This window comes from Agrobacterium albertimagni AOL15, from assembly GCF_000300855.1.
GTDB classification, from domain to species: Bacteria; Pseudomonadota; Alphaproteobacteria; order Rhizobiales; family Rhizobiaceae; genus Allorhizobium; species Allorhizobium albertimagni.
In genome coordinates, this window is record NZ_ALJF01000010.1 from 236,866 (window position 1) to 258,413 (window position 21,548).

Annotated in this window: 27 protein-coding genes; 14 read left to right on the forward strand and 13 right to left on the reverse strand. The window is 61.8% G+C overall.

Annotated features, from left to right (window positions below; translation table 11 throughout):
- The first annotated feature begins 5 nt into the window (after window positions 1-5).
- The gene (locus QWE_RS24440) at window positions 6-479 is read left to right on the forward strand and encodes a hypothetical protein (protein ID WP_006726574.1); all 474 of its coding nucleotides are present in this window, start codon (window positions 6-8) and stop codon (window positions 477-479) included.
- 73 nt (window positions 480-552) lie between these two features.
- Here QWE_RS24440 and QWE_RS12905 read toward each other — a convergent pair whose 3' ends face one another.
- Both QWE_RS12905 and QWE_RS12910 read right to left on the reverse strand, forming a co-directional pair.
- A complete protein-coding gene (locus QWE_RS12905) occupies window positions 553-1,239 on the reverse strand; it encodes a L,D-transpeptidase (protein WP_006726575.1) in 687 nt (228 codons plus the stop codon).
- Window positions 1,240-1,330: 91 nt separating this feature from the next.
- A complete protein-coding gene (locus QWE_RS12910; RefSeq protein WP_006726576.1) occupies window positions 1,331-2,152 on the reverse strand; it encodes a L,D-transpeptidase in 822 nt (273 codons plus the stop codon).
- Window positions 2,153-2,364: 212 nt separating this feature from the next.
- Here QWE_RS12910 and QWE_RS12915 point away from each other — a divergent pair, with 212 nt between their 5' ends.
- Window positions 2,365-2,994, forward strand: coding sequence for a DNA-3-methyladenine glycosylase I (locus tag QWE_RS12915; RefSeq protein ID WP_006726577.1), 630 nt, complete (start codon window positions 2,365-2,367; stop codon window positions 2,992-2,994).
- Between the two features lie 3 nt (window positions 2,995-2,997).
- Here QWE_RS12915 and QWE_RS12920 read toward each other — a convergent pair whose 3' ends face one another.
- From QWE_RS12920 to QWE_RS12950, 7 genes are all read right to left on the reverse strand, one after another.
- Window positions 2,998-3,666: a DNA-3-methyladenine glycosylase I gene (locus QWE_RS12920; protein WP_006726578.1), complete on the reverse strand. Its 669-nt coding sequence runs from the start codon at window positions 3,664-3,666 to the stop codon at window positions 2,998-3,000.
- A gap of 3 nt (window positions 3,667-3,669) precedes the next feature.
- Window positions 3,670-4,377, reverse strand: coding sequence for an HAD family hydrolase (locus QWE_RS12925; protein WP_006726579.1), 708 nt, complete (start codon window positions 4,375-4,377; stop codon window positions 3,670-3,672).
- A gap of 99 nt (window positions 4,378-4,476) precedes the next feature.
- Window positions 4,477-4,851: a CopM family metallochaperone gene (copM, locus tag QWE_RS12930; protein ID WP_006726580.1), complete on the reverse strand. Its 375-nt coding sequence runs from the start codon at window positions 4,849-4,851 to the stop codon at window positions 4,477-4,479.
- 64 nt (window positions 4,852-4,915) lie between these two features.
- Complete coding sequence (locus QWE_RS12935; RefSeq protein WP_006726581.1) at window positions 4,916-5,311, reverse strand: hypothetical protein; 396 nt, start codon at window positions 5,309-5,311, stop codon at window positions 4,916-4,918.
- Window positions 5,312-5,363: 52 nt separating this feature from the next.
- Window positions 5,364-6,110, reverse strand: a complete 747-nt coding sequence (locus QWE_RS12940; RefSeq protein ID WP_006726582.1) for a hypothetical protein — start codon at window positions 6,108-6,110, stop codon at window positions 5,364-5,366.
- Between the two features lie 3 nt (window positions 6,111-6,113).
- On the reverse strand, window positions 6,114-6,383 hold the full coding sequence (locus QWE_RS12945; protein WP_006726583.1) for a type II toxin-antitoxin system RelE family toxin: 270 nt from the start codon (window positions 6,381-6,383) through the stop codon (window positions 6,114-6,116).
- A complete protein-coding gene (locus tag QWE_RS12950; protein ID WP_006726584.1) occupies window positions 6,367-6,594 on the reverse strand; it encodes a hypothetical protein in 228 nt (75 codons plus the stop codon). Before QWE_RS12950 ends, QWE_RS12945 begins: the two co-directional genes overlap by 17 nt.
- Window positions 6,595-6,747: 153 nt before the next feature.
- Here QWE_RS12950 and hisS point away from each other — a divergent pair, with 153 nt between their 5' ends.
- The 4 genes from hisS to QWE_RS12970 all read left to right on the forward strand — a co-directional run bounded on the left by hisS (window position 6,748) and on the right by QWE_RS12970 (window position 10,946).
- On the forward strand, window positions 6,748-8,361 hold the full coding sequence (gene hisS, locus QWE_RS12955) for a histidine--tRNA ligase (RefSeq protein WP_006726585.1): 1,614 nt from the start codon (window positions 6,748-6,750) through the stop codon (window positions 8,359-8,361).
- A 165-nt stretch (window positions 8,362-8,526) separates the two neighbouring features.
- On the forward strand, window positions 8,527-9,648 hold the full coding sequence (locus tag QWE_RS12960) for an ATP phosphoribosyltransferase regulatory subunit (RefSeq protein WP_006726586.1): 1,122 nt from the start codon (window positions 8,527-8,529) through the stop codon (window positions 9,646-9,648).
- Window positions 9,645-10,340: an ATP phosphoribosyltransferase gene (gene hisG, locus QWE_RS12965; protein ID WP_006726587.1), complete on the forward strand. Its 696-nt coding sequence runs from the start codon at window positions 9,645-9,647 to the stop codon at window positions 10,338-10,340. The genes QWE_RS12960 and hisG overlap by 4 nt, the downstream gene beginning before the upstream one ends.
- A gap of 6 nt (window positions 10,341-10,346) precedes the next feature.
- Window positions 10,347-10,946 (forward strand): class I SAM-dependent DNA methyltransferase, encoded by a 600-nt coding sequence (locus tag QWE_RS12970; protein WP_006726588.1) that lies wholly within the window; start codon window positions 10,347-10,349, stop codon window positions 10,944-10,946.
- A 73-nt stretch (window positions 10,947-11,019) separates the two neighbouring features.
- On the opposite strand, the gene QWE_RS12975 is transcribed toward QWE_RS12970, so the two are convergent.
- Window positions 11,020-11,469: a DoxX family protein gene (locus tag QWE_RS12975; RefSeq protein ID WP_006726589.1), complete on the reverse strand. Its 450-nt coding sequence runs from the start codon at window positions 11,467-11,469 to the stop codon at window positions 11,020-11,022.
- Between the two features lie 222 nt (window positions 11,470-11,691).
- Here QWE_RS12975 and QWE_RS12980 point away from each other — a divergent pair, with 222 nt between their 5' ends.
- Window positions 11,692-12,399: a glutathione S-transferase family protein gene (locus QWE_RS12980; RefSeq protein WP_006726590.1), complete on the forward strand. Its 708-nt coding sequence runs from the start codon at window positions 11,692-11,694 to the stop codon at window positions 12,397-12,399.
- A 67-nt stretch (window positions 12,400-12,466) separates the two neighbouring features.
- On the opposite strand, the gene QWE_RS12985 is transcribed toward QWE_RS12980, so the two are convergent.
- A complete protein-coding gene (locus QWE_RS12985) occupies window positions 12,467-12,907 on the reverse strand; it encodes a hypothetical protein (RefSeq protein ID WP_006726591.1) in 441 nt (146 codons plus the stop codon).
- A gap of 697 nt (window positions 12,908-13,604) precedes the next feature.
- Between QWE_RS12985 and QWE_RS12990 the strand changes: the two genes are divergently transcribed.
- Window positions 13,605-14,528, forward strand: coding sequence for a lytic transglycosylase domain-containing protein (locus tag QWE_RS12990; protein ID WP_006726592.1), 924 nt, complete (start codon window positions 13,605-13,607; stop codon window positions 14,526-14,528).
- Between the two features lie 221 nt (window positions 14,529-14,749).
- Here the strand turns inward: QWE_RS12990 and groL are convergent, their stop codons facing one another.
- A complete protein-coding gene (groL, locus tag QWE_RS12995) occupies window positions 14,750-16,390 on the reverse strand; it encodes a chaperonin GroEL (RefSeq protein WP_006726593.1) in 1,641 nt (546 codons plus the stop codon).
- A 69-nt stretch (window positions 16,391-16,459) separates the two neighbouring features.
- Window positions 16,460-16,756 carry a co-chaperone GroES gene (groES, locus tag QWE_RS13000; protein ID WP_006726594.1) on the reverse strand — a complete coding sequence of 99 codons (297 nt, stop codon included), beginning with the start codon at window positions 16,754-16,756 and terminating at the stop codon, window positions 16,460-16,462.
- Between the two features lie 150 nt (window positions 16,757-16,906).
- Between groES and chrA the strand changes: the two genes are divergently transcribed.
- From chrA to QWE_RS13030, 6 genes are all read left to right on the forward strand, one after another.
- Window positions 16,907-18,262: a chromate efflux transporter gene (chrA, locus tag QWE_RS13005; protein WP_006726595.1), complete on the forward strand. Its 1,356-nt coding sequence runs from the start codon at window positions 16,907-16,909 to the stop codon at window positions 18,260-18,262.
- Between the two features lie 109 nt (window positions 18,263-18,371).
- Window positions 18,372-19,220 carry a TIGR01459 family HAD-type hydrolase gene (locus QWE_RS13010; RefSeq protein ID WP_006726596.1) on the forward strand — a complete coding sequence of 283 codons (849 nt, stop codon included), beginning with the start codon at window positions 18,372-18,374 and terminating at the stop codon, window positions 19,218-19,220.
- A 13-nt stretch (window positions 19,221-19,233) separates the two neighbouring features.
- Complete coding sequence (locus tag QWE_RS13015) at window positions 19,234-20,214, forward strand: bifunctional riboflavin kinase/FAD synthetase (protein WP_006726597.1); 981 nt, start codon at window positions 19,234-19,236, stop codon at window positions 20,212-20,214.
- Between the two features lie 91 nt (window positions 20,215-20,305).
- Window positions 20,306-20,749 (forward strand): YeeE/YedE family protein, encoded by a 444-nt coding sequence (locus tag QWE_RS13020; RefSeq protein WP_006726598.1) that lies wholly within the window; start codon window positions 20,306-20,308, stop codon window positions 20,747-20,749.
- Window positions 20,749-21,195 (forward strand): DUF6691 family protein, encoded by a 447-nt coding sequence (locus QWE_RS13025; RefSeq protein WP_006726599.1) that lies wholly within the window; start codon window positions 20,749-20,751, stop codon window positions 21,193-21,195. Before QWE_RS13020 ends, QWE_RS13025 begins: the two co-directional genes overlap by 1 nt.
- Window positions 21,196-21,296: 101 nt before the next feature.
- Window positions 21,297-21,536 carry a BrnA antitoxin family protein gene (locus QWE_RS13030; RefSeq protein ID WP_006726600.1) on the forward strand — a complete coding sequence of 80 codons (240 nt, stop codon included), beginning with the start codon at window positions 21,297-21,299 and terminating at the stop codon, window positions 21,534-21,536.
- Window positions 21,537-21,548 lie beyond the last annotated feature (12 nt).

Genomic DNA, 21,548 nt, shown 5'->3' on the forward strand with positions numbered 1-21,548 from the left:
CCATAATGGCGAGAAAGACGATTGTTATCGCATTGCTGTTGCTGTGTCCGACCGTGACCCCGGCGGCAGCGATCGAGCGGATTTACTGCGCCACTTCCGACAGTGTCATAGATATGTCGCTGGAAAGCGGCTTCAGCAGCAAGGATCAGGAAAAGCTGGTGCATTTCCGCGGCATGGCCGGAGTCAAGGACAAGGCTGCACCAACAGGCTTTCGCCGCTTCCAGATCCGATCCGATATGCTGCGCCAATACTGGATCGATGATCGTGACCTTCGCTTCAGCATTCATGCCTTCGCTCCCGAAGGCAAGCCGCTCTACCGCGTCACAATGTCGATGCTGACCGATCGCAACTCCGATACCGCCATGCGCTTCAAGGGTCGTTATGATCTGAAGGTGGAGAAGCTGGCGGCGGGCGGCAGCGCCAGCGCCGAGACGGTCATCGCCCACAAGGGCGACATCTTCTGTGACGTGAAACGCTGACGACCAGCCTCGAAACGGAAAACGGCCGCATTCGTCGGAGCACGGCCGTTGACGTCAAGATTCGGGATCCGGCTCAGCCGCCGAAGATCGTGCGCAGAATGTCGACGCCCTTGTCGTCGAAGGAGACGTCACCCTGGCGGTTGCCGGGGCCGATGACGATGACCTTGCTGCCAATCGCGGCGCGCTCGTAGAGATGCTCGACATCCTTGTTCATCATCCGGATGCAGCCCGACGACATGTTCAGGCCGATCGTCCAGGGCTGGTTGGTGCCGTGGATGCGGAAGATCGTGTCGCGGCCGCCCTTGTAGAGATACATGGCGCGCGCACCGAGTGGATTGTCCGGTCCGCCTTCCTGCATGACCGGCAGGATATGGCCCTTGGCGGCTTCGCGGCGGCGCATCTCAGCCGGCGGACGCCATTCCGGCCATTCCGCCTTGCGGCCGATCTTCACCACGCCCGACCAGCCGAAGCCTTCACGACCCACGCCGACGCCGTAGCGGGTCGCGCGGTTCTTGCCCTCGACATAGTAAAGGAACTTGTTGTTCGTATCGATGATGATCGTGCCGGGCTTCTCGTCCGTCGTCAGGCGCACGACCTTGCGCTTGAACTTCTCCGGCACTTCCTTGCGCTGCTGCGCAACGAGCGTGACATCGCTCGTCGTCTGGATGCGATTGAGGCTGATGGCGCTGGCGGGCGCCGGCAAGGCGATGGTGAGCGCGATCACCGCCACCGCCGCCTTGCGGAAAGTCGTGTTGAACATAGGCAATCCCCCTGATTTGCAGGGCTTAGAGCCTAGCCGCTTCCCCTCTCAAAGCAAGCGCTAATCGATCGATTGTGATATTCCCTGTGTCTCAGATCACAATGACCTTGGTGCCGACCTTCACGCGCTCATAGAGATCGGTCACGTCCTCATTGCGCATGCGAATGCAGCCGGAGGACACACCATTGCCGATCGACCACGGCGCATTCGTTCCGTGGATGCGGTAAAGCGTCGAACCGAGATAAAGCGCGCGCGCGCCGAGGGGATTTTCCGGGCCGCCGGGCATATGTGCGGGCAGGAAGTGGCCCTTGGCCGCCTCGCGGGCGATCATCTCCTGCGGCGGGCGCCAATCCGGCCATTCGCGCTTGGACGTCACCTTGTGCGTGCCGGCCCATTCGAAGCCCGGCTTGCCGACGCCGACACCGTAGCGCTTTGCCATGCCGTCGGCCATGACGAGATAGAGGAAGCGCTCGCGCGTATCGATGACGATCGTGCCCGGCTTGTGCTTGGTCTGGTACTCGACCATCTGCGGCAGGAACCTGGGCTCGATCTGCGTACGCACCGGCTTGTCCGGCCGCATGGCGACCTGTTGCTCTGCCGGCTGCTGCAGCGGGAAAAGCACGCGCCGCTGCTGCACGAGACGCCGCTGCTGCTGCACCGGCTGCTGGCGAAGCACCTGCTGCGGCTGAACGACGACCCGCTGACGACCTGCCGGAACGACCTGACGTTGGCGCTGCGGCGTCACCGAACTGCGCGTCTGCGCGGGCACGCCACCCAGCTGCAACACCCAGGACGCCTGCAGGTCGGGGCTGACCATCACAGGCGGACGGCTCCGATAGCGATCACTGGCTTGAACGGGCAGGGCAATCGACAGGCTGGTCAGCATGGCCAGAAACAGGGAAGTCTTCGACATCGGACAACTCGCGAACTAGGGACCGGATGCGGCGGCAAGACATGCCGCCAATTCCAGCCGATCGTGCCAGAGCGGAGGCCGCCAATTGGTAAAGAGGCATTCATGAAAATGCGATCGAGCCGGTAAAGCTTTCGGAAGGGTTAGCAGCCGGTTTGGAAAAGTCGTGAACAAATGGTAAACGCTTCTCAGCATCGGGGGAGAATCGCATGGACATGATCGCCGAAGGCCTCATCCGGGGAGAGGACGGTCTCGACCGCTGCTTCTGGCATAGCGGTCTCGAAGACTATCGCCGTTATCATGATGAGGAGTGGGGTCGCCCGGTCACCGAGGATGTCAGGCTCTTCGAGAAGATCTGCCTCGAAGGTTTCCAGTCCGGCCTCTCCTGGCTGACGATCCTGAGAAAGCGCGAGAATTTTCGCTCAGCCTTCGCGGGCTTCGACTTCCCTCAGGTCGCCCGCTTCGGTGATGACGACATTGCCCGCTGCTTGGCGGACGCCGGCATCATCCGCCACCGTGGCAAGATCGTCTCAACCATCAACAACGCCCGCCGCGCGATCGACCTGCAGGGCGAGTTCGGCTCGCTCTCTCGTTACTTCTGGAGTTACGAACCTGACGCTTCCGAGCGCCCCGCCCGCATGGACTATGCCACCCTCAGGGCCAATCCCACCTCGCCCACCTCAATCCGCCTGTCGAAGGATCTGAAGAAGCGCGGCTGGACCTTCGTCGGCCCGACCACGGTCTATGCCTTCATGCAGGCCATGGGTCTGGTCAATGACCATATCGAGGGATGCTGCCGACGCGCGCCGACCGAAGAACTGCGCAACCGACTGGTCCGCCCCTGACCGTCAGTCGATGCTGACGGCGACAATGCGGCTGATTTCGGTGAGCGACCGGCCGGACTGCACCCGCCAGGTGTTGAACGCGGCCTGCACGTCGGTCTTGTCCTTCGCCGAGGTTGGCGCCTTGGTGACCACGCCCTCGGCGATCAGCCGGTTCACCACGCTCTGCGACAGGATGAAGCTGTCGATCCCGGCAAAACGCAGGAAATACTGGCCCGTATTACCGCCAAGCCGGGAGCCCTTCTTCTGCAACAACTCGAGCAGTCCGACATAATTCTCGGTCGGCCAACCGGCGAAGAAGGCGCCGGCCGAGCCATGATCGCGGGCGATCCCGGAGAGAAACACGGCATTTTCCTGCACCGCCCGGATCTTCGGCCCGTGCCGCACAATGCGTGTATCCGAGACGAGCCTTGCAAAATCCTCGTCATGCAGCATGGCGCAGTGCCCGATGTCGAAGCCTTCGAAAGCCGCTTCGAAGCCGGGCCACATGGCGTCGACGACCTTCCAGTTGAAGCCGGACTGGAAGATGCATCTGGTCATCAGCGCGAGGAAGCGATCGTCGGGCAATGCGGCGATCTCGGCCTGCGACTTCGGATGCTGCAGGCTTTCCAACACGCCGGCCTCTCCCTTTCGGGCGACGGCAAGCGCATAGATCTCGTCGAAATGGCGCGTCACCGCTCAGCTCCCGAGATTGGCGACGAGCTCCGGCACATGCCCGAGATCGGGGATCTCACGGAAGCGCGGCGCCTCCTCGGGTTTTTCGACATGCTCCAGCACCCATGTCAGTTCATGCGGCACGAACACGCCCCAGGCCCCGGTCGCAATCGCAGGCACGACATCCGACTTCAGCGAATTGCCGATCATCATCGCGCGCTCCGGTCCCTCGCCATGTTTGCCGAAGATCCGCCGATAGGTGGTGGCCGTCTTGTCCGAAACGATCTCGACCGCATCGAAATAATCGCCGAGGCCGGATTGCGCCAGCTTCCGTTCCTGGTCGAAGAGATCGCCTTTTGTGATCAGCACGAGGAAGTATTTGCCGGCCAAAGCCTCCAGCGCATCGCGGGCATGCGGCAGGCATTCGACAGGATGGCTCAAGAGATCGCGTCCGATCGCCAGAATTTCGCTGATCACGGAGGAGGGCGCACGGCCCTCGGTGATCTCCAGCGCCGTCTCGATCATCGAGAGCGTGAAACCTTTGATGCCGAAACCATAATGGGCGAGATTGCGCTTTTCCGCCTCCAGCAGGCGTTCGGACACATGCTCACCTTCGGCATAATCGGCCAGCAGGCTGCGGAAATGGCCTTCGGTCAGCTTGTAATACTGCTCGTTCTGCCAGAGCGTGTCGTCGGCATCGAAGCCGATCACGGAGACAGGGCGGTTGGACATGACGCCTCCTTATCGATCAGGGAGCGTGAGACTAATCCCTCTCTCGGGCAAAGCAATGGCGCCCGAAGGCGCCATTGCGGTTTTCGGATCTGGCGGAGCTTATTGCCCGTTCTTGGCAAGCCATTCCTTCATCATGGCGATCTCGCCTTCCTGGGCCGCGATCACCTCTTCCGCCAGCTGGCGGATCTCGGGATCCTTGCCGTGCTCGAGCACGATCTTGGCCATGTCGATCGCGCCCTGATGATGCGGGATCATGCCCCGAACGAAGTCGACGTCCGCATCGCCGGTGAGCGGCACGGCCATGTCCTGATGCATCTTCGCGTTGGCCTCGGCAAAGGCCTTGGACGACGGGCTCTCGGCGCCCATGGAATGCCCTTGATGCCCGCCATGGGCGCCGTGATCCTGGGCGAGAGCGACGGACGAGAGGGAGAGCGCCGACGTCAGCGACGCCGCAACGAAAAGGGTCTTCAGCATTGAAATCTCCTGTGCTGATCGATGGTAAAACGAGCGCAGCCAAGGGCCGCGCGGTATCATCGGATCAGGAGCGGGGAGGGGGTGTGGCAGGTGCACTCAGCTGAGACACGAGCCTTGAGAGAAGCGCTGACGCTTCTGCAGCGCGCGCCGGCTTGCCGCTATCGGCAAGCACGGTCTCGGCGGGCAGCGTCAGACACGCCGCGCAGTGCCAGACCGTCTTCATCGGCTTGGACGAATGATCAAGATCGCGATCAGCAGCATCCGCAATGGAAAGTCCCGTAGCCGCATGCGGACAATCGACATCTACCATCGTTGGTGAGGCAGCGACCGGCTCGCTAAGATCGCCGCCAGCATCCATCGCATGCGCCGCAGGCATCGCCATGGCCGACATTCCGGTTATGGGCATGGCGCCATAGGCAAGGGCAGCAATGAGCAGCAGGAGGCGGGCGAGTGATCTCATGGATGGAGGATGGGCTTCGATCGGGACGAAAGCAAGGCCGCTTGAGACCTGGTCATCGTACGGTGACGCGATGCACGATCCGATAGTCCGGGCTCTCTTCACCGAAGGGGATCACCGGCCAATCCCAATCAGTCGAAGAAGTGCCGAGATCGACGCCATGCAGAAGGTCTTGACTCTCGTGCTTGAGGCCGTTTCGGTCAATGACCGCATAGCTGACATCGGTGACGAGGCAGGTCTTCGCCGGCAGCTGCGCCAGCCCCTCAACATGCGCCGCGATCACCTGGCGCATCCTGTCGTCTTCGGCCGGCTGCCCACCGAGGCGCCGCGCCACGCCGATGCCGATCTGCGAGAGCAGATTGGCCGAAACAACGAAATCGAGATAGGGCACCTGTCGGAGAAACGCGAGCGGCTCCAAAGGCTCGCCGGCGAGCAGCGCATCCAGCCCCGAAAGATCCCGCTCGATCAGCCGCACATTCTTCAGCCGCTTGACCGCCAGCCAGCCCCGCACGCTGGCAAGATGCACAAGATCGACCAGAACGACGGTGTCGAAAAGCCGCGACAGCTCGATCACCGGCACGTCCCGCAGCAGCCCCGATCCTAGCACGACCACCGTCCGCCGCTGCCGGCATCCTTCAGCCGCCGTGACAATGGCCGCCTTCGTCCGCCGCTCATGGTCGTCCCATGCCGAAGCGCAGCGATTGGCACGGGCCCAGAGATTGACGGAGGAACGGATGAAGGGCCTATGCGTGGCGGAGGTCAGCGGCCACGTCGCGGCAAAATTGAGGGCTTCAAGGATCATGTCTTACCGATAGACAGAGCTGCGATGGCCGATCTCGACGACGAGCACGATGAGTTTGCGGTCCTGGATATCGCAGATGATCCGGTAGTCGCCAACACGGTAACGCCAGAACTGACCCAGTTCAGAGCCCTGCAGGCGATCGGCGACTTGTCTGGGATCATCGAGCCCGGCCACACGCACTTCGAGAAATTTTCGAATGCGCTTGCGAGTGGCAGGGTCAAGTTTTTCCAGTGCTTTCTGAACAGGCTGGCGATATTCAATCGTCCATGCCATGCCAGAATTCTTTCGAACTCACAACGCGGTCTTCACCACTCTGAATACCCTTCATCGCCGCCTCTGCGGCAGCGATATCTTGGAGATCTTCCAGATGTCGCTGCAGCGCCATGGTCGCGTAGTCGTCCGGATCTAGCCCATGAAGGTCTCCGTACCGCGATATAACCCGATACAGGTCATCCGGAATTTCGATGGTAACGCGCTTGTTCATCGGTCCAACCTCTGGTTTCGCGATGGAGTATACCACCGCACCCACCCATTTTCCAGCATCCGCCCTCGCGCCCACCTGCCTTCGCCCTTGCCGCCAAATCCTTGATCCTCTAAGACACCGGCACCTTTTTGAAACGAAATTCCGGTTGTCATCATGAGCGATAAGAACAAGAAGCCCCAGAAGCTGAAGGCCCGCCTGCCGCGCGGCTTCGTCGATCGCGAGGCTGCCGACATCCGCGCTGCCAACCAGATGATGGAGACCATCCGCGAGGTCTATGAGCGCTACGGCTTCGACCCGATCGAGACCCCGCTCTTCGAATACACCGATGCGCTCGGCAAGTTCCTGCCCGACAGCGACCGCCCGAACGAAGGCGTCTTCTCGCTGCAGGACGACGACGAGCAGTGGATGTCGCTGCGCTACGACCTGACGGCGCCGATGGCCCGTCATGTCGCGGAGAACTTCCAGGAAATCCAGCTGCCGTTCCGCACCTATCGCGCAGGCTATGTCTTCCGTAACGAAAAGCCGGGTCCTGGACGCTTCCGTCAGTTCATGCAGTTCGACGCCGACACTGTCGGTGCGCCCGGCGTCCAGGCCGATGCCGAAATGTGCATGATGATGGCCGACACGCTGGAAGCGCTCGGCATCAAGCGTGGCGACTATGTGATCCGGGTGAATAACCGCAAGGTTTTGGACGGCGTGATGGAGGCCATCGGCCTCGGCGGCGAGGAGAATGGGGGGCGTCGGCTGAACGTGCTGCGGGCGATCGACAAGCTCGACAAGTTCGGCGCGGAAGGCGTGAAGCTCTTGCTCGGCGAAGGCCGTAAGGATGAGTCTGGCGACTTTACCAAGGGTGCGGGGCTGGATGACCAACAGATTAATCGACTGATGGTCTACGTGCTGCTCAACCAATTCACTGAGTTGGAACCCGTTCGTGGCGCGAACCCCTCTTCGCTTGAATACAAGAGCATTCCTGATGGCCGCATAAGTGAATTCGTTGAAAGCAACAAGGGCGTGGTTGACGGTCTAAAGGTGCACTTCGGTCACGCGAATCTCGCAAGGGAAGGCATTGAAGAGCTCAGAATGATCGCTGAACTCGTAGAGGCCGCTGGATATGATCGCTCCCGCATCAAGATCGACCCCTCCGTCGTCCGCGGTCTCGAATACTACACCGGCCCGGTCTACGAAGCCGAACTCACCTTCGACGTCACCAATGAAAAGGGCGAAAAGGTCGTCTTCGGCTCGGTCGGCGGCGGCGGGCGTTATGATGGTCTCGTCTCGCGCTTCATGGGCCAGCCGGTCCCGGCGACAGGCTTCTCGATCGGCGTCTCGCGCCTGATGACGGCGCTGAAGAACCTCGGCAAGCTCGGTCAGGACGAAGTCCTCGGCCCGGTCCTCGTTACCGTCATGGACGGCGATGTCGAAAGCATGGGCCGCTACCAGCGCTTTACGCAACAGCTGCGCACTGAGGGCATCCGCGCCGAAATGTACCAGGGCAACTGGAAGAAATTCGGCAACCAGCTGAAATATGCCGACCGCCGTGGCGCGCCCATTGCCATCATCCAGGGCGGCGACGAGCGGGCGCAAGGCGTGGTCCAGATCAAGGACCTGATAGAGGGCAAGCGCCTCTCCGGCGAGATCACCGACAACGCCGAATGGCGCGAAGCCCGCGTCGCGCAGGAGGTTGTGCCCGAGGCTGAGCTTGTGGCGAAGGTCAAGGAAATCCTGGCTGCCCAGGCAGAAGACCGTCGTCGGGCGAAGGGTGTTTGAGTTGAGTTCGTGGTTTTACCCCCCTCTGTCACTTCGTGACATCTCCCCCACACGGGGGGAGAGTGGGATCAGCGCGAGACGTCGGCCCCAACCCGCTCTCCCCCCGTGTGGGGGAGATGCCCGGCAGGGCAGAGGGGGGTATCAACACATTCCAGGTTCAATTCCATGCCCCTGACCGACATGCCCGATTTCGCCGGCACCATCCTGCAGGAATTCACATCCCGCGGCACGACCCGCGTCGATACGCCCGTGATCCAGCCGGCCGCCCCCTTTCTCGACATGGCGGGTGAAGACCTGCGTCGCCGCATCTTTCTGACCGAGAACGAGCGCGGCGAAAGCTTGTGCCTGCGTCCGGAATTCACCATCCCTGTTTGCCTGCGCCATATCGAAACCGCGACCGGCACGCCGAAGCGTTATGCCTATCTCGGCGAAGTCTTCCGCCAGCGACGCGAAGGCCCGCAGGAATTCTATCAGGCTGGTATCGAGGATCTCGGAGACATCGCGATCGCCGCCTCGGATGCCCGTGCCATTGCAGACAGCGTCGCGATCCTTACCCGCCTCCTCCCGACCAAGCCGCTCAGCATCACCCTCGGCGACCAGTCCGTGTTCGAGGCCGTCGTCAAGGCACTCGGCCTGCCGGCCGGCTGGCAGAAACGCCTGATCCAGGCCTTCGGCAATTCCGCCCAGATCGACCAGTTGCTGCGCACTCTTGCCACGCCGACGCCGGTGCCGGGTCTCGATCCGCAAGTCTCCGCACTTCTCGCCAAGGGCGATCAGGAGGCCCTGATCGCCCATATCGATCAGACCATGCAGGAAACCGGCTATCTCACCAATGCCAGCCGCACGCCGGCCGAGATTGCCCGTCGTCTGAAGGAAAAGCTGGAGCTCTCCGAGACGCGACTCGATGGCGCCGCCCTGCTGCTGCTGCGCGAATTCCTCTCGCTCGAACTGCCCCTTGGCGATGCCTCTGCGGCCCTTGCCGGCTTTGCCGATGCCGCCGGTCTGAAGCTTGGGGCAGCACTCACGCGCTTCGACGAACGTGTCGCAGCACTCGCCAGCACCGGCGTTGATCTCGGCCAGATCACCTACCGCGCCGCCTTCGGTCGCCCGTTGGATTATTACACCGGCCTCGTCTTCGAGGTCGCGGCGAAGGGGGAGCCCGCAGTCCTTGCCGGCGGTGGCCGCTTCGACCGTCTGCTGACGCTGCTCGGCGCCGAGACGCATATCCCGGCCGTCGGCTTCTCGCTCTGGCTCGACCGGATCGAGATGGAAAGGAGCGCATCATGACCATCACCATCGGTCTGCCCTCCAAGGGCCGCATGAAGGACGACGCCTCCGCCATCTTCGAGCGCGCGGGCATGAAGATCGTCGCGGTCGGGAACGACCGCTCCTATCGCGGCCGCGTCGAAGGCTTCGACGATGTCGAGATCGCCTATCTCTCGGCCTCCGAGATCTCCCGCGAGATCGGCAATGGCACCGTCGATTTCGGCGTGACCGGCGAAGACCTGATCCGCGAGGGTCTGGCGGAAGCCGACGCCCGCGTCGAGATATCAGCCCGCCTCGGCTTCGGCCATGCCGATGTCATCGTGGCCGTTCCCGAGGTCTGGTACGATGTCGACACCATGGCCGACCTCGGCGATGTCGCCGCCGAATTCCGCACCCGCCATGGCCGCCGTCTCGCCATCGCCACCAAATACTGGCGCCTGACCCAGCAGCATTTTTCGCGCCAACACGGCATCCAGCTCTATCGCATCGTCGAAAGCCTGGGCGCCACGGAAGGCGCGCCCGCTGCCGGCCAGGCCGATATCATCGTAGACATCACTTCGACCGGCTCGACCTTGCGCGCCAATCACCTGAAGGTGCTGTCGGATGGCGTTATCCTGCGCTCCGAGGCCTGCCTTGTGCGGGCAAGGAAGCCGGAGCACGAGGGCAATCCCATGATAGGCCGCATCATCGAGGCCGTGCGCGGCATACTCTGAGGACCCATGTCTTACGCGGATGCCATTCCCGGATTGTATGCGCGTCACGCTGAGGCCTTTGATCGTGTCCGTGGCAAGGACGGCTTCGAGCGTCCCTGGCTGGATCGGCTGGTCTCGCCGTTGCATCCCGGTGGCCATGTGCTTGATCTCGGCTGCGGTTCCGGCGAACCCATCGCGGCGGACCTGATTGGCCGAGGTTTCATCGTCACCGGGCTCGACGTTTCCGAACCGCTGATCCGCCTGTGCCGTGAGAGGTTTCCGGGCCACGACTTTCATGTTGGCGACATGCGGGAGCTGTCTCTTGAGCGGACATTCGCAGCGATCGTCGCTTGGCACAGTTTTTTCCATCTGACACCCGAGGCGCAGCGGGCAATGTTTCCGCGCTTTGCATCCCATGCAGCAAGCGGCGCTACCCTGATGTTCACTTCTGGTCCATCAGCCGGCGTGGCCGTCGGTGAGTTCGAGGGCGAGCCACTGTATCACGCAAGCCTCGATCCCGAAGAATATCGGTCTCTACTGTCGGAAAACGGCTTCGTTGTTCTGCAGCATGTGATCGAAGATCCGACATGCGGTGGCGCCACGATTTGGCTGGCGCAAAAGTCTTAGGTGAAGAGGGCACACGAAAAAAACCCGCCGGATCGCTCCAGCGGGTTTCGTTTTGCCTTGTGGGGCAGGGATATCAGGCTGCGACGGCCTGGGCCGAACCGCGGCGGGCGTCGATCGAGTAGGCGCCGGCGCCGACGATGGCAAGCGCGATATAGCCGCCAGCCAGGGTGACGTTCTTCATCACCATGATCTGGTTCAGCGTGTTGATCCAGCCGAGAGCACCTTCCGGCCAGCCTTCAATGGCAACGGTGCCGGTGTGGAAGACGAGACCGGTGAACACGCAGAAGAGAGCGATGGTCCAGGCCGTAATCTTGGTCTGGAAGCCGACGAGGATGAAGAGACCGGCAACCAGCTCGTAGAGACCGGCGGCATAGGCCAGGAGGTCGGCGGCGGGCAGGCCAGCGCCGGAAATCATGCCGGCAGTGCCGGCCGGATCGGTCAGCTTGCCGAAGCCGGACATGATGAACATGAAGGAGAGAAGGATACGCACGAGAATGAGAAGGCCGTTATTGGTCGCGGACATGGGGGAACTCCGTTGAGCGTTGACGCTGAAACCCCAAGCCCTGGCGGTTTCAGTTACTGCCCCTCAGATGCATGCTTTTTTGCCGCAGGCATAGGTTAACAGTCTTTGACTGATTGTTCACAAAAGCGAAACGCTCAAGCCAAACTCGTTCGCTGAACAGCCCTTTCCGTCGCGGCCGGCGCTCCCTACCTTCCCCCTGTTCAAAGCGCAAAGGAGCCTCTCATGGCAGATCTTTCGACCTTTTCCATCACCGCGAAATGGCCGCCCGCCGATCCCGGCATCATCCAGCTCTATTCCCTGCCGACGCCGAACGGCGTGAAGGTCTCCATCGCTTTGGAGGAGCTCGGGCTCGCCTATGAGCCGCATCTGGTGGACTTCGGCACGAATGCGCAGAAGAGCCCGGAATTCGTCTCCCTCAACCCGAATGGTCGCATACCCGCCCTGATCGACCCCGATGGTCCCGACGGCAAGCCGATCGGCCTCTTCGAGTCCGGTGCGATCCTGATCTATCTCGCCGACAAGGCCGGCAAGCTGCTCCCCAAGGACGGTGCGGCCCGCTACGAGGTCCTGCAATGGCTGATGTTCCAGATGGGCGGTGTCGGCCCGATGTTCGGCCAGTACGGCCATTTCCACAAGTTCGCCGCCGACAAGGTAACCAACAATCCCTATCCGGCGGAGCGCTACCGTGACGAGACCCGTCGCCTGCTCGGCGTGTTGGAAGCGCAGCTCGAAAAGGGGCCGTGGCTGACGGGCGAGGACTATACCATCGCCGACATTGCCACCTGGCCTTGGGTCCGTTGCCTGAAGGTATTCTACGACGGCGAGGAGGATATCGGCCTTGCCGATTTCCCGCGCGTGCTTGACTGGTGGGCGCGGGCCGAGGCCCGCCCCGCAAGTCAGAAGGGGCTGAACATTCCGGCGCGCGACTGACGCGGTATTAAAGCCTCAGAGAAGGTGCCAGATCACGGCGCCTTCTCTGATCTCGCCCTGAGAAGGCTCAGCTCGGCGTGACGGATGCTGTCGCCGGCAGTTGAAAACGCGGGAAGATGAACAGCCCGACCATATTGCCGCCGCTGCCTTCGAAGCCGGAGGACTCGCCGATGCAGAACACTGGTTGCCGGTGCTGGGCGCCCGATACGATGGTGGTCGAATAGCAGAAGCGCGACGGCTGCGTTGCCGCCTGTTCGAACAGGCGCAGGATGTGTCCGCGATCGGCCTGGTCATAGCAGCGCATCACGGTCAGCAGGCCGCATTCATGGTTTTCGAGGCCATGAAGGCTGCGTGCATGGTTCCCGAGCTTCAGCAGGCCGTTGGTCAGGTCGCCGGTCCAGTCCTCGGACAGTCCGAAACGGCAGGCATGCTGCCCCAGCAGGCCGTTTCCATCCTGTTCGCTCACCGTAAAGGTGGTCGCAAGATTGGCATTTGCTATTTTGAACAAGGCGTTCCCCAAGTCGATAGCCAGAACTGGCCCCAATTTCCCCGGCCCGAAGTATGTGAACCCCGCAGCCGACCCCATCCGGCCAAAACCGGAAACGCCGGCGAGCGGATGCCCGTTCACCAGGTTCTTCAAGCGGTCCGCCAGAACCGCAGACACCGTGCTTCCGTCCATCGGGACGACACGATGTCGACGCTGAGACCCTTCGGTCGATCCGAAAGGTCAGCAGGCGAAAAACACCGTCGCGAGTTGCCCCCAATCGCCACGATGTGCGCCCCTTGCGCGCAAGTTAGAGCAGGCTTTCAACCGACTCCCACAAGAAGGTTGAAGAAGAAAATCTTGCACGCATCGGAATTAACAGTTTCGATACCATGATTTATTCAGCGTGAAAACGGTTCATGTCCCGAATTGGTGCAAGAACTGTCTCAATTCTGAAAGCACTAAATATTAGAATAATATAAAATTAAGAATTTCGAAGAAGGTCTTTTCGCCGATGTGACTTGCGAACACATCCGGTGCAACGCAACTTGTTCTACGATGCTGACCACTGTCAACCGCCCGCAGGCCGATCCAGCTTCGCCATCTTTGGATCTATCAAAGAGAGATACGAGAAAGGGCGGGGCGAGGGTCTCCCCGGTTGTGCTGGTGGTAAACGCGAATAAGATAAGGATCCGAAGTTCGGTCGACGGGAGTGGTCTGGATGGATGTCACGCGGCGAGCCCTCATCCTGACGGGTATCATTCTCGTGACTGCGGCTGCATCCGCGCCGTCGAGCGCGCGGGCCGAGCCGTCCGCCGATGAGCCGGAATGTCTTTACGAGGGAACCTATGGCTCATCTTCGCTGTGCATCAGGCGGGACACGTTCAACGCCGATCTCTGCGGTGCGATAGAACATTTCTCGCTGGCAAATGATGTGCCGCCTGCCTTTTTCGCGCGCCTGATCTGGCGGGAGAGCCTCTTCCGGCCAGAGGCGGTCAGTCCGAAGGGGGCGGAAGGCATCGCCCAGTTCATGCCCGGCACGGCGCGCATGCGCGGGCTGTCGAACAGCTTTGACGTGCTGGACGCGCTCGATGCCTCCGCCACCTATCTTGGCGAATTGAAAACGCGCTTCGGCAATTTCGGCTTTGCTGCCGCGGCCTATAATGCAGGCGAAAACGGGTTGTCCCGGTTCCTCACCACCGAACGCCTGCCCATCGAAACGCGCGATTATGTCTTCGCCATCACCGGTGCCACCGTCGAGATGTGGCGGGACAAGCCACCGGAGATGGTGGCGCCGGCGCTTGATGAAGCCTCCAGCTTTCAAGATGCTTGCGTGGTGCTCGCCGACAAGCGCCGGATGAAGGAGCCGGTCTTTGCAGGCTCGGCCGATTGGGCGCCCTGGGGCGTGCAATTGGCCGCGCATTTCCTGCCAGCCGTGGTCGATCAGCTGTTCACCCGAGCCATCAGCCGGCTGCCGGCACCGCTCAATGCCGAGCGCGCGCTCATCGTGCGCCAGCGCGGCGGCAATTTCGGCTACAGCCCGCGTTACGCCGCAAGGATCGGCCGCGAGACCCGTGCCGAAGCGAACAGGCTCTGCGCCGAGATCCGAGCCGCAGGTGGCTATTGCACGGTTCTCAGGAACTAGAGCTGCAACGAAGGGAAGTGCGAGGGCTCCCGATCCCATCCTCGCGCAAAAGAAAAGGGCGGCCCGAAGTCCGCCCTTTCCGTAACTGAACCGGTTGGCTCAGATGCAAGACCTGAAGGTCTTCCATCATGTCCATGCCGCCTGTTCAGCGCGCTGGACGCGCTGAACCACTCTAAGTGATGGGCGGCTTTGATGGACCCGATGGTAAGACCCGATGGGTCTTACATCATGTCCATACCGCCCATGCCACCCATGCCGCCCGGCATGCCGCCAGCAGCTTCCTTCTTCGGAAGTTCGGCGATCATGGCTTCGGTGGTGATCAGCAGCGAAGCAACCGAAGCTGCGTTCTGCAGGGCAGTGCGGACAACCTTGACCGGATCGACGATACCCATGGCGATCATGTCGCCGAATTCGCCGGTCTGGGCGTTGTAGCCGTAGTTCTCTTCGTTCTTGTCGAGGATCTTGCCGACGATGATCGAAGCTTCGTCACCAGCATTGGTGGCGATCTGGCGAACCAGCGACTGCAGGGCGCGGCGAACGATGTTGATGCCGGCTTCCTGGTCGTCGTTGACGCCCTTGACCGTGATCTTGGTCGAGGAGCGAAGCAGAGCCGTACCACCGCCAGGAACGATGCCTTCCTGAACAGCAGCGCGCGTTGCGTTCAACGCGTCGTCGATACGGTCCTTGCGTTCCTTGACTTCGATTTCGGTCGAGCCGCCGACGCGGATGACGGCAACGCCACCAGCGAGCTTGGCAAGACGTTCCTGCAGCTTCTCGCGGTCGTAGTCCGAAGAGGTTTCTTCGATCTGCGCCTTGATCTGGGCAACGCGGCCTTCGATGTCGGACTTCTGGCCAGCACCGTCAACGATGGTGGTGTTTTCCTTGGTGATCGAGACCTTCTTGGCGCGGCCGAGCATGTCGAGGGTGACAGACTCGAGCTTGATACCGAGATCTTCCGAGATGACAGTGCCGCCCGAGAGGATGGCGATGTCTTCCAGCATGGCCTTGCGGCGATCGCCGAAGCCCGGAGCCTTGACGGCAGCGATCTTCAGGCCGCCACGCAGCTTGTTGACGACGAGCGTTGCAAGCGCTTCGCCTTCGACGTCTTCAGCGATGATGACGAGTGGCTTGCCGGTCTGAACGACGGCTTCGAGAACCGGCAGCATCGCCTGGAGGTTCGAGAGCTTCTTTTCGTGCAGGAGGATGTAGGCGTCGTCGAGATCGGCGACCATCTTTTCCGGGTTGGTCACGAAGTAGGGCGACAGGTAGCCGCGGTCGAACTGCATGCCTTCGACGACTTCGAGCTCGGTTTCAGCGGTCTTGGCTTCTTCGACGGTGATTACGCCTTCGTTGCCAACCTTCTGCATCGCTTCAGCGATGTCACGGCCAACCTGGGTGTCGCCGTTTGCCGAGATCGTGCCGACCTGGGCAACTTCTTCCGAAGTCGAGATCTTCTTTGCCTTGGCCTGCAGGTCCTTCACGACTTCTGCAACAGCGAGGTCGATACCGCGCTTCAGGTCCATCGGGTTCATGCCGGCTGCAACAGCCTTGTTGCCTTCGCGAACGATGGCCTGGGCAAGAACGGTAGCAGTCGTGGTGCCGTCGCCGGCGATGTCGTTGGTCTTCGAAGCAACTTCGCGGACCATCTGGGCGCCCATGTTTTCGAACTTGTCTTCGAGTTCGATTTCCTTGGCAACCGATACACCGTCCTTGGTGATGCGCGGTGCGCCGAAGGACTTGTCGATGATGACGTTGCGACCCTTCGGGCCGAGCGTTACCTTCACGGCGTCTGCGAGGATGTCGACGCCATGCAGCATCTTTTCGCGCGCGGTGCGGCCAAACTTGATTTCTTTAGCAGCCATGTTCAAACTCCCGGGCATCTAGCCCATTGTTGACTTGGTTAAACAGGAAGAGGGGTGATCGCGCTGAAATCAGCCGATGACGCCCATGATGTCGGCTTCCTTCATGATCAGCAGGTCGACGCCATCGAGCTTGACCTCGGTGCCGGACCACTTGCCGAACAGGACGCGATCGCCGACCTTGACGTCGAGGGCAACCTGCTTGCCGCTTTCGTCGCGGGCGCCAGGGCCAACAGCGATGACTTCGCCTTCAGCGGGCTTTTCCTTGGCGGTGTCGGGAATGATGATGCCGCCCTTGGTCTTTTCTTCAGACTCGACGCGCTTGACTACAACGCGGTCATGAAGCGGACGGAAAGTTGTGCTTGCCATTGTCTAATCCCTCGATCAAATGACATTCGCGGACCGCAGAGCGGGTCCGCATCGATACTGTTAGCACTCGCCCTTGGTGAGTGCCAGCGAGGTTGAGATAAGAACAGCGCTCGGCCGAGTCAAGCGAGCGCGTGAAAAAAGGACTGGTGAATGCCGGCGAATTCCACCGACATCCACGCAAGTGAAGTTTCCCTGCAGCCCCAGGTTTCGCCAGCATTTCCCGAGTTGGTCTCTGCCTTCGCCCGCATCGGCCTCATGTCCTTCGGTGGTCCCGCCGCGCAGATTGCGCTGATGCACAAGATCTGCGTCGAGGAAAAGCGCTGGATCGACGAGGACCGTTATCTGCATGCCCTGAATTATTGCATGCTGCTTCCGGGGCCCGAAGCCCAGCAGCTCGCGACCTATATCGGCTGGCTGTTGCACGGCGTGCGCGGCGGCATCGTCGCGGGTCTGCTCTTCGTCGCTCCGGGTCTGGCCGTCATCCTTGGTTTGTCCGGCCTCTATGCGGTCTATCAGGAGGCGAGCCTTGTCACCGGCCTGTTCTTCGGCCTTAAGGCGGCGGTTCTTGCGATTGTCGTGGAAGCTGTGGTCAGGATCGGCAAACGGGCCTTGAAAAGCGGTTTCCATCGCGGCCTCGCGGCGGCCGCCTTCATCGCGCTCTTTCTTTTTTCTCTGCCGTTTCCCCTCGTCGTGCTTGCGGCAGCCCTGGCGGGCCTCGTTCACGCCCGAGGCACCACCTCGGCCGCCGTCGAGATCACCGAAGAGGTGCGTGCAAGACCACCGCTTCTCGGTCAGATCGCAACGCTGCTGTTCTGGGTCGCAGTCTGGCTCGCACCCCTGCCACTTCTGTGGCTGCTGCTGCCGGAAACGGCACTTCCCGAGGTCCAGACGTTTTTCGCCAAGATGGCGCTCGTCACTTTCGGCGGCGCCTATGCCGTGCTCGCCTATGTCGCGCAGGTCGCCGTCGATCACTATGCCTGGCTGAAACCCGGCGAAATGCTCGATGGTCTGGCGCTGGCCGAAACGACGCCGGGACCGCTGGTCCTCGTGCTCTCCTATGTCGGTTTCCTCGCCGGCTTCCGTCAGAGCGGTGCACTCGATCCACTCGTCGGCGGGCTGCTCGGTGGCGTGATCGCCGCCTGGGCTACCTTCATCCCGAGCTTCGTCTGGATCTTCGCTGGCGCTCCCTATATCGAGCGCCTGCGCGGCAATCGGCTCCTCAGCGCTGCCCTCTCGGCCATCACGGCAGCCGTGGTCGGCGTCATTCTCAATCTGGCGGTCTGGTTTGCGCTGCATGTGATTTTCACCGAGGTGGAGCCGACCACGCTCACCGCTCTCGGCCCGCTCACCCTCTCCCTGCCGTATCCCAGCTGGTCGTCCCTCGACTGGCAAGCATTGGTCATCGCCGTCCTGTCTGCCGTGATGATCTTCCGCTTCCACCTTGGCATCGGCAAGACACTTCTCGCCGCCGGAGCGCTTGGTCTCGCGGCTCGTTTCCTGCTCTGATGCGGTGCGGGCAGCCGGAGCAATTTCGATCTCCGGCGCGCTTGCCCCTTGCCTTGCCGCCCGTCCTTTGCCATGTCACCGGTCACACTTTGACCAGTCAGGACAGACGATGACCCGCAGCATTTCCACCCTCGGCGACGTGACCGGCTCCTATGATGTCATCCTCTGCGATGTCTGGGGCGTGCTGCACAATGGCATCGATGCCTTTCCGCTCGCCGGTGAAGCGCTGACGGCAGCCCGCGAAAAGGGCCTGACGGTGGTGCTGATCACCAACTCGCCCCGGCCGGCCATCGGCGTGATCCCGCAGCTGCGCGCCATCGGCGTGCCCGACACGGCCTATGACCGCATCGTCACCTCGGGTGACGTCACGCGTACGCTGATCGCTGCCGGCCCGAAGAAGGTGTTCTTGCTCGGTCCCGAGCGGGACATGCCGCTCTTCGACGGTCTCGACGTGACGGTTGTTTCGGCTGACGAAGCCGATTGCGTCGTTTGCACCGGTTTCTTCGACGACGAGGTCGAGACGCCCGAAGATTACCGCGACATGCTGACCGCCTTCGTTGCCCGCAAGGTGCCGTTCATTTGCGCCAATCCCGATCTCGTGGTCGAGCGTGGCCACCGCATCATCCCTTGCGCCGGCGCAGTCGCTGCCTTCTACACCGCACTCGGTGGCGAGACCCGCATTGCCGGCAAGCCGCACAGCCCGATTTATGAAGCGACGCTGGCGGCTGCCCGCGAAGCCCGCGGCGAGTTCGACAAGTCCCGCGTGCTTGCCATCGGCGACGGCATGCCGACCGACGTCAAGGGTGCCATCGATGCCGGCCTCGATCTCCTCTACATCTCCGGTGGGATCCACGCCGCCGACTATGCGACGAACAACGTGACCGACGAGGCAAGGCTCAAGCTCTTCCTCGATCGCGAGAAGGTCGCGCCGCAATTCTGGATGCACAGGCTGGCATGAGGCGGGACCTGCGATGACCGTCTTTCACCGCAACGAAAAGAAAGAGCCGCTGCCATCAGCCCTTCGCGGCGGTGTGGTGGCCATCGGCAATTTCGATGGCGTGCATCGCGGTCATCAGGCGGTGTTGAGCCGGGCGTTGGAGCGGGCCGAGGCGCTGGGCGTTCCTGCTCTCGTTCTCACATTCGAGCCGCATCCGCGCACCGTCTTCAATCCCGACAAGCCGGTCTTCCGGCTGACGCCGCCATCCCTGCGCGCCCGTATCCTGGAGGCCATGGGCTTCCATTCGGTGATCGAATATCCCTTCGACCGGGAATTCTCGCAGCGCTCGGCCGAGGATTTCGTCCAGTCGATCCTGGGCGACTGGCTGGGTGCAAAAGAAGTCGTGACCGGCTTCGATTTCCATTTCGGCAAGGGCAGGGAAGGCGGCCCCGCCTATCTCATGCAGGCCGGCAGTCGTCATGGTTTTGGTGTCTGCCTCGTGGATGCCTTCCGCGACGAGGGAACCGAGGTCATTTCCTCGAGCCGGATCCGGGGCCTCATCGCCGAGGGAAACGTTTCGGAAGCCGCTGGTCTCCTCGGCTATCGCTATACGGTCGAGGCGGAAATCATGAAGGGCCAGCAGCTCGGCCGCACGCTCGGCTTTCCGACCGCCAACATGCATCTGCCGCCGGAAGCAACGCTCAAGCCTGGCATCTATGCCGTCCGCTTCCGCCGCCCCGATGGCATCATCCGTGATGGCGTCGCAAGCTTCGGCTATCGCCCGACGGTCACCAGCAATGGCGACCCCTGGCTCGAAACCTTCATTTTCGATTTCTCCGGCGATCTCTACGGCGAAATCTGTTCGGTTTCGCTCTTCGGCTTCCTGCGCGACGAATGGAAGTTCGATGGTCTCGATCCGCTGGTCGCGCAGATCCACAAGGATGCGGACGAGGCAAGGGCACTGCTCTCGGGCGTCAAGCCAATTGGCGCCCTCGACGCTGCCATCGCGTTCTGAGGCACTTCGGTCTCGCTGATTTGAATTGCCGCCCGGCATTGCCTCACATATGGATGCACCTATGTGATTGATCCCCCGTGTCAAAGCGGGAATGCTGGAGCTTCTCTTGACCGAATTCACCCCCCTGATGTCCTTCGCCGGCGGCCTGCTGATCGGCCTCTCGGCACTCCTTTTGATGCTCACCTGGGGCCGGATTGCCGGCATGACCGCGATCATCGGCGGCATCCTGCCGCCGCTCGGTTCTGACTGGAAATGGAAGGCCGCCTTTCTCGCCGGGGCGATCCTTGCGCCGCTGGCCCTGACGCTCGGCGGATACGAGGTCGAGTATTCGGTTCCGGTTTCCACCACAGCCCTCGTGATCGGCGGGCTGATCGCCGGCATCGGTGTCACCTTCGGCTCCGGCTGCACCTCGGGCCACGGCATCTGCGGCATGGCGCGCCTGTCACGCCGCTCGATTGCGGCCACCGCTACCTTCATGGCCTTTGCCATCCTCACCGTCTTCCTCATCCGCCACATCTTCGGGGTCACGATCTGATGCGCTTTCTCCTGGTCTTCCTGATCGGTGCCCTCTTCGGAACCGGTATCGCCCTTTCCGGCATGGCAAACCCTGCCAAGGTGCTCAACTTCTTCGATCTTGCCGGCAGTTTCGATCCGAGCCTCGCCTTCGTCATGGCCGGAGCGCTCACTGTCGCAGCTCCCGGCTATGCGATCCTCTTCCGGATGCGCGAGAAGCCACTCTTCGACCAGTCCTTCCGCCTGCCCAAGCCGAGCGCCATCGATGCGAAGCTGATCGGCGGTTCCGCTGTCTTCGGCATCGGCTGGGGTATTGCCGGCTTCTGCCCCGGCGCATCCATCCCCGCACTCGGCCTCGGCCACACCTCAGCCGCCATCTTCGTGGCGGCCCTTCTCGTCGGGATCCTCATCGCTCGTAGGCTGGCAAAGGCCGAATTCTTTGCCGATGCCGTCGGTCGATCGGGCTGAGTTGTTCCCGGTATCCTCACGACCATCACGGCTTGACGCCTCCCATGCATTGACGCCTATTGCGCCCAGCATATCAATCGAGACAGCCCGAAAGGCATCCCATGGCCATGACGCCACGCAGACCCGTAAACCCGAAGGATGCCGCCGAGGCGTTGTTCAAGCCCGTGAAAAAGCCGGCAGCCCCGGTTGTCGAGCGCCGTGCGGCACCCGACGTCAAGGAACTCGTCTCGATCAAGCTCGACAGCGCAGTCCTCGCACATTTCCAGAAGGACGGCCCCGGCTGGCAGGACCGTATCAACGACGCCCTGCGTGCGGTCGTTGAGGCAGACGGCGGCGAGTAAAGCGGCTTTGCA

Coding starts and splice junctions, on each gene's coding strand:
- QWE_RS24440 (WP_006726574.1), top strand. CDS start 6: ATGGCGAGAAAGACGATTGTTATCGCATTGCTGTTGCTGTGTCCGACC.
- QWE_RS12905 (WP_006726575.1), bottom strand. CDS start 1,239: ATGTTCAACACGACTTTCCGCAAGGCGGCGGTGGCGGTGATCGCGCTC.
- QWE_RS12910 (WP_006726576.1), bottom strand. CDS start 2,152: ATGTCGAAGACTTCCCTGTTTCTGGCCATGCTGACCAGCCTGTCGATT.
- QWE_RS12915 (WP_006726577.1), top strand. CDS start 2,365: ATGATCGCCGAAGGCCTCATCCGGGGAGAGGACGGTCTCGACCGCTGC.
- QWE_RS12925 (WP_006726579.1), bottom strand. CDS start 4,377: ATGTCCAACCGCCCTGTCTCCGTGATCGGCTTCGATGCCGACGACACG.
- copM (WP_006726580.1), bottom strand. CDS start 4,851: ATGCTGAAGACCCTTTTCGTTGCGGCGTCGCTGACGTCGGCGCTCTCC.
- QWE_RS12935 (WP_006726581.1), bottom strand. CDS start 5,311: ATGAGATCACTCGCCCGCCTCCTGCTGCTCATTGCTGCCCTTGCCTAT.
- QWE_RS12940 (WP_006726582.1), bottom strand. CDS start 6,110: ATGATCCTTGAAGCCCTCAATTTTGCCGCGACGTGGCCGCTGACCTCC.
- QWE_RS12945 (WP_006726583.1), bottom strand. CDS start 6,383: ATGGCATGGACGATTGAATATCGCCAGCCTGTTCAGAAAGCACTGGAA.
- QWE_RS12950 (WP_006726584.1), bottom strand. CDS start 6,594: ATGAACAAGCGCGTTACCATCGAAATTCCGGATGACCTGTATCGGGTT.
- hisS (WP_006726585.1), top strand. CDS start 6,748: ATGAGCGATAAGAACAAGAAGCCCCAGAAGCTGAAGGCCCGCCTGCCG.
- QWE_RS12960 (WP_006726586.1), top strand. CDS start 8,527: ATGCCCCTGACCGACATGCCCGATTTCGCCGGCACCATCCTGCAGGAA.
- hisG (WP_006726587.1), top strand. CDS start 9,645: ATGACCATCACCATCGGTCTGCCCTCCAAGGGCCGCATGAAGGACGAC.
- QWE_RS12970 (WP_006726588.1), top strand. CDS start 10,347: ATGTCTTACGCGGATGCCATTCCCGGATTGTATGCGCGTCACGCTGAG.
- QWE_RS12975 (WP_006726589.1), bottom strand. CDS start 11,469: ATGTCCGCGACCAATAACGGCCTTCTCATTCTCGTGCGTATCCTTCTC.
- QWE_RS12980 (WP_006726590.1), top strand. CDS start 11,692: ATGGCAGATCTTTCGACCTTTTCCATCACCGCGAAATGGCCGCCCGCC.
- QWE_RS12990 (WP_006726592.1), top strand. CDS start 13,605: ATGGATGTCACGCGGCGAGCCCTCATCCTGACGGGTATCATTCTCGTG.
- groL (WP_006726593.1), bottom strand. CDS start 16,390: ATGGCTGCTAAAGAAATCAAGTTTGGCCGCACCGCGCGCGAAAAGATG.
- groES (WP_006726594.1), bottom strand. CDS start 16,756: ATGGCAAGCACAACTTTCCGTCCGCTTCATGACCGCGTTGTAGTCAAG.
- chrA (WP_006726595.1), top strand. CDS start 16,907: ATGCCGGCGAATTCCACCGACATCCACGCAAGTGAAGTTTCCCTGCAG.
- QWE_RS13010 (WP_006726596.1), top strand. CDS start 18,372: ATGACCCGCAGCATTTCCACCCTCGGCGACGTGACCGGCTCCTATGAT.
- QWE_RS13015 (WP_006726597.1), top strand. CDS start 19,234: ATGACCGTCTTTCACCGCAACGAAAAGAAAGAGCCGCTGCCATCAGCC.
- QWE_RS13020 (WP_006726598.1), top strand. CDS start 20,306: ATGCTGGAGCTTCTCTTGACCGAATTCACCCCCCTGATGTCCTTCGCC.
- QWE_RS13025 (WP_006726599.1), top strand. CDS start 20,749: ATGCGCTTTCTCCTGGTCTTCCTGATCGGTGCCCTCTTCGGAACCGGT.
- QWE_RS13030 (WP_006726600.1), top strand. CDS start 21,297: ATGGCCATGACGCCACGCAGACCCGTAAACCCGAAGGATGCCGCCGAG.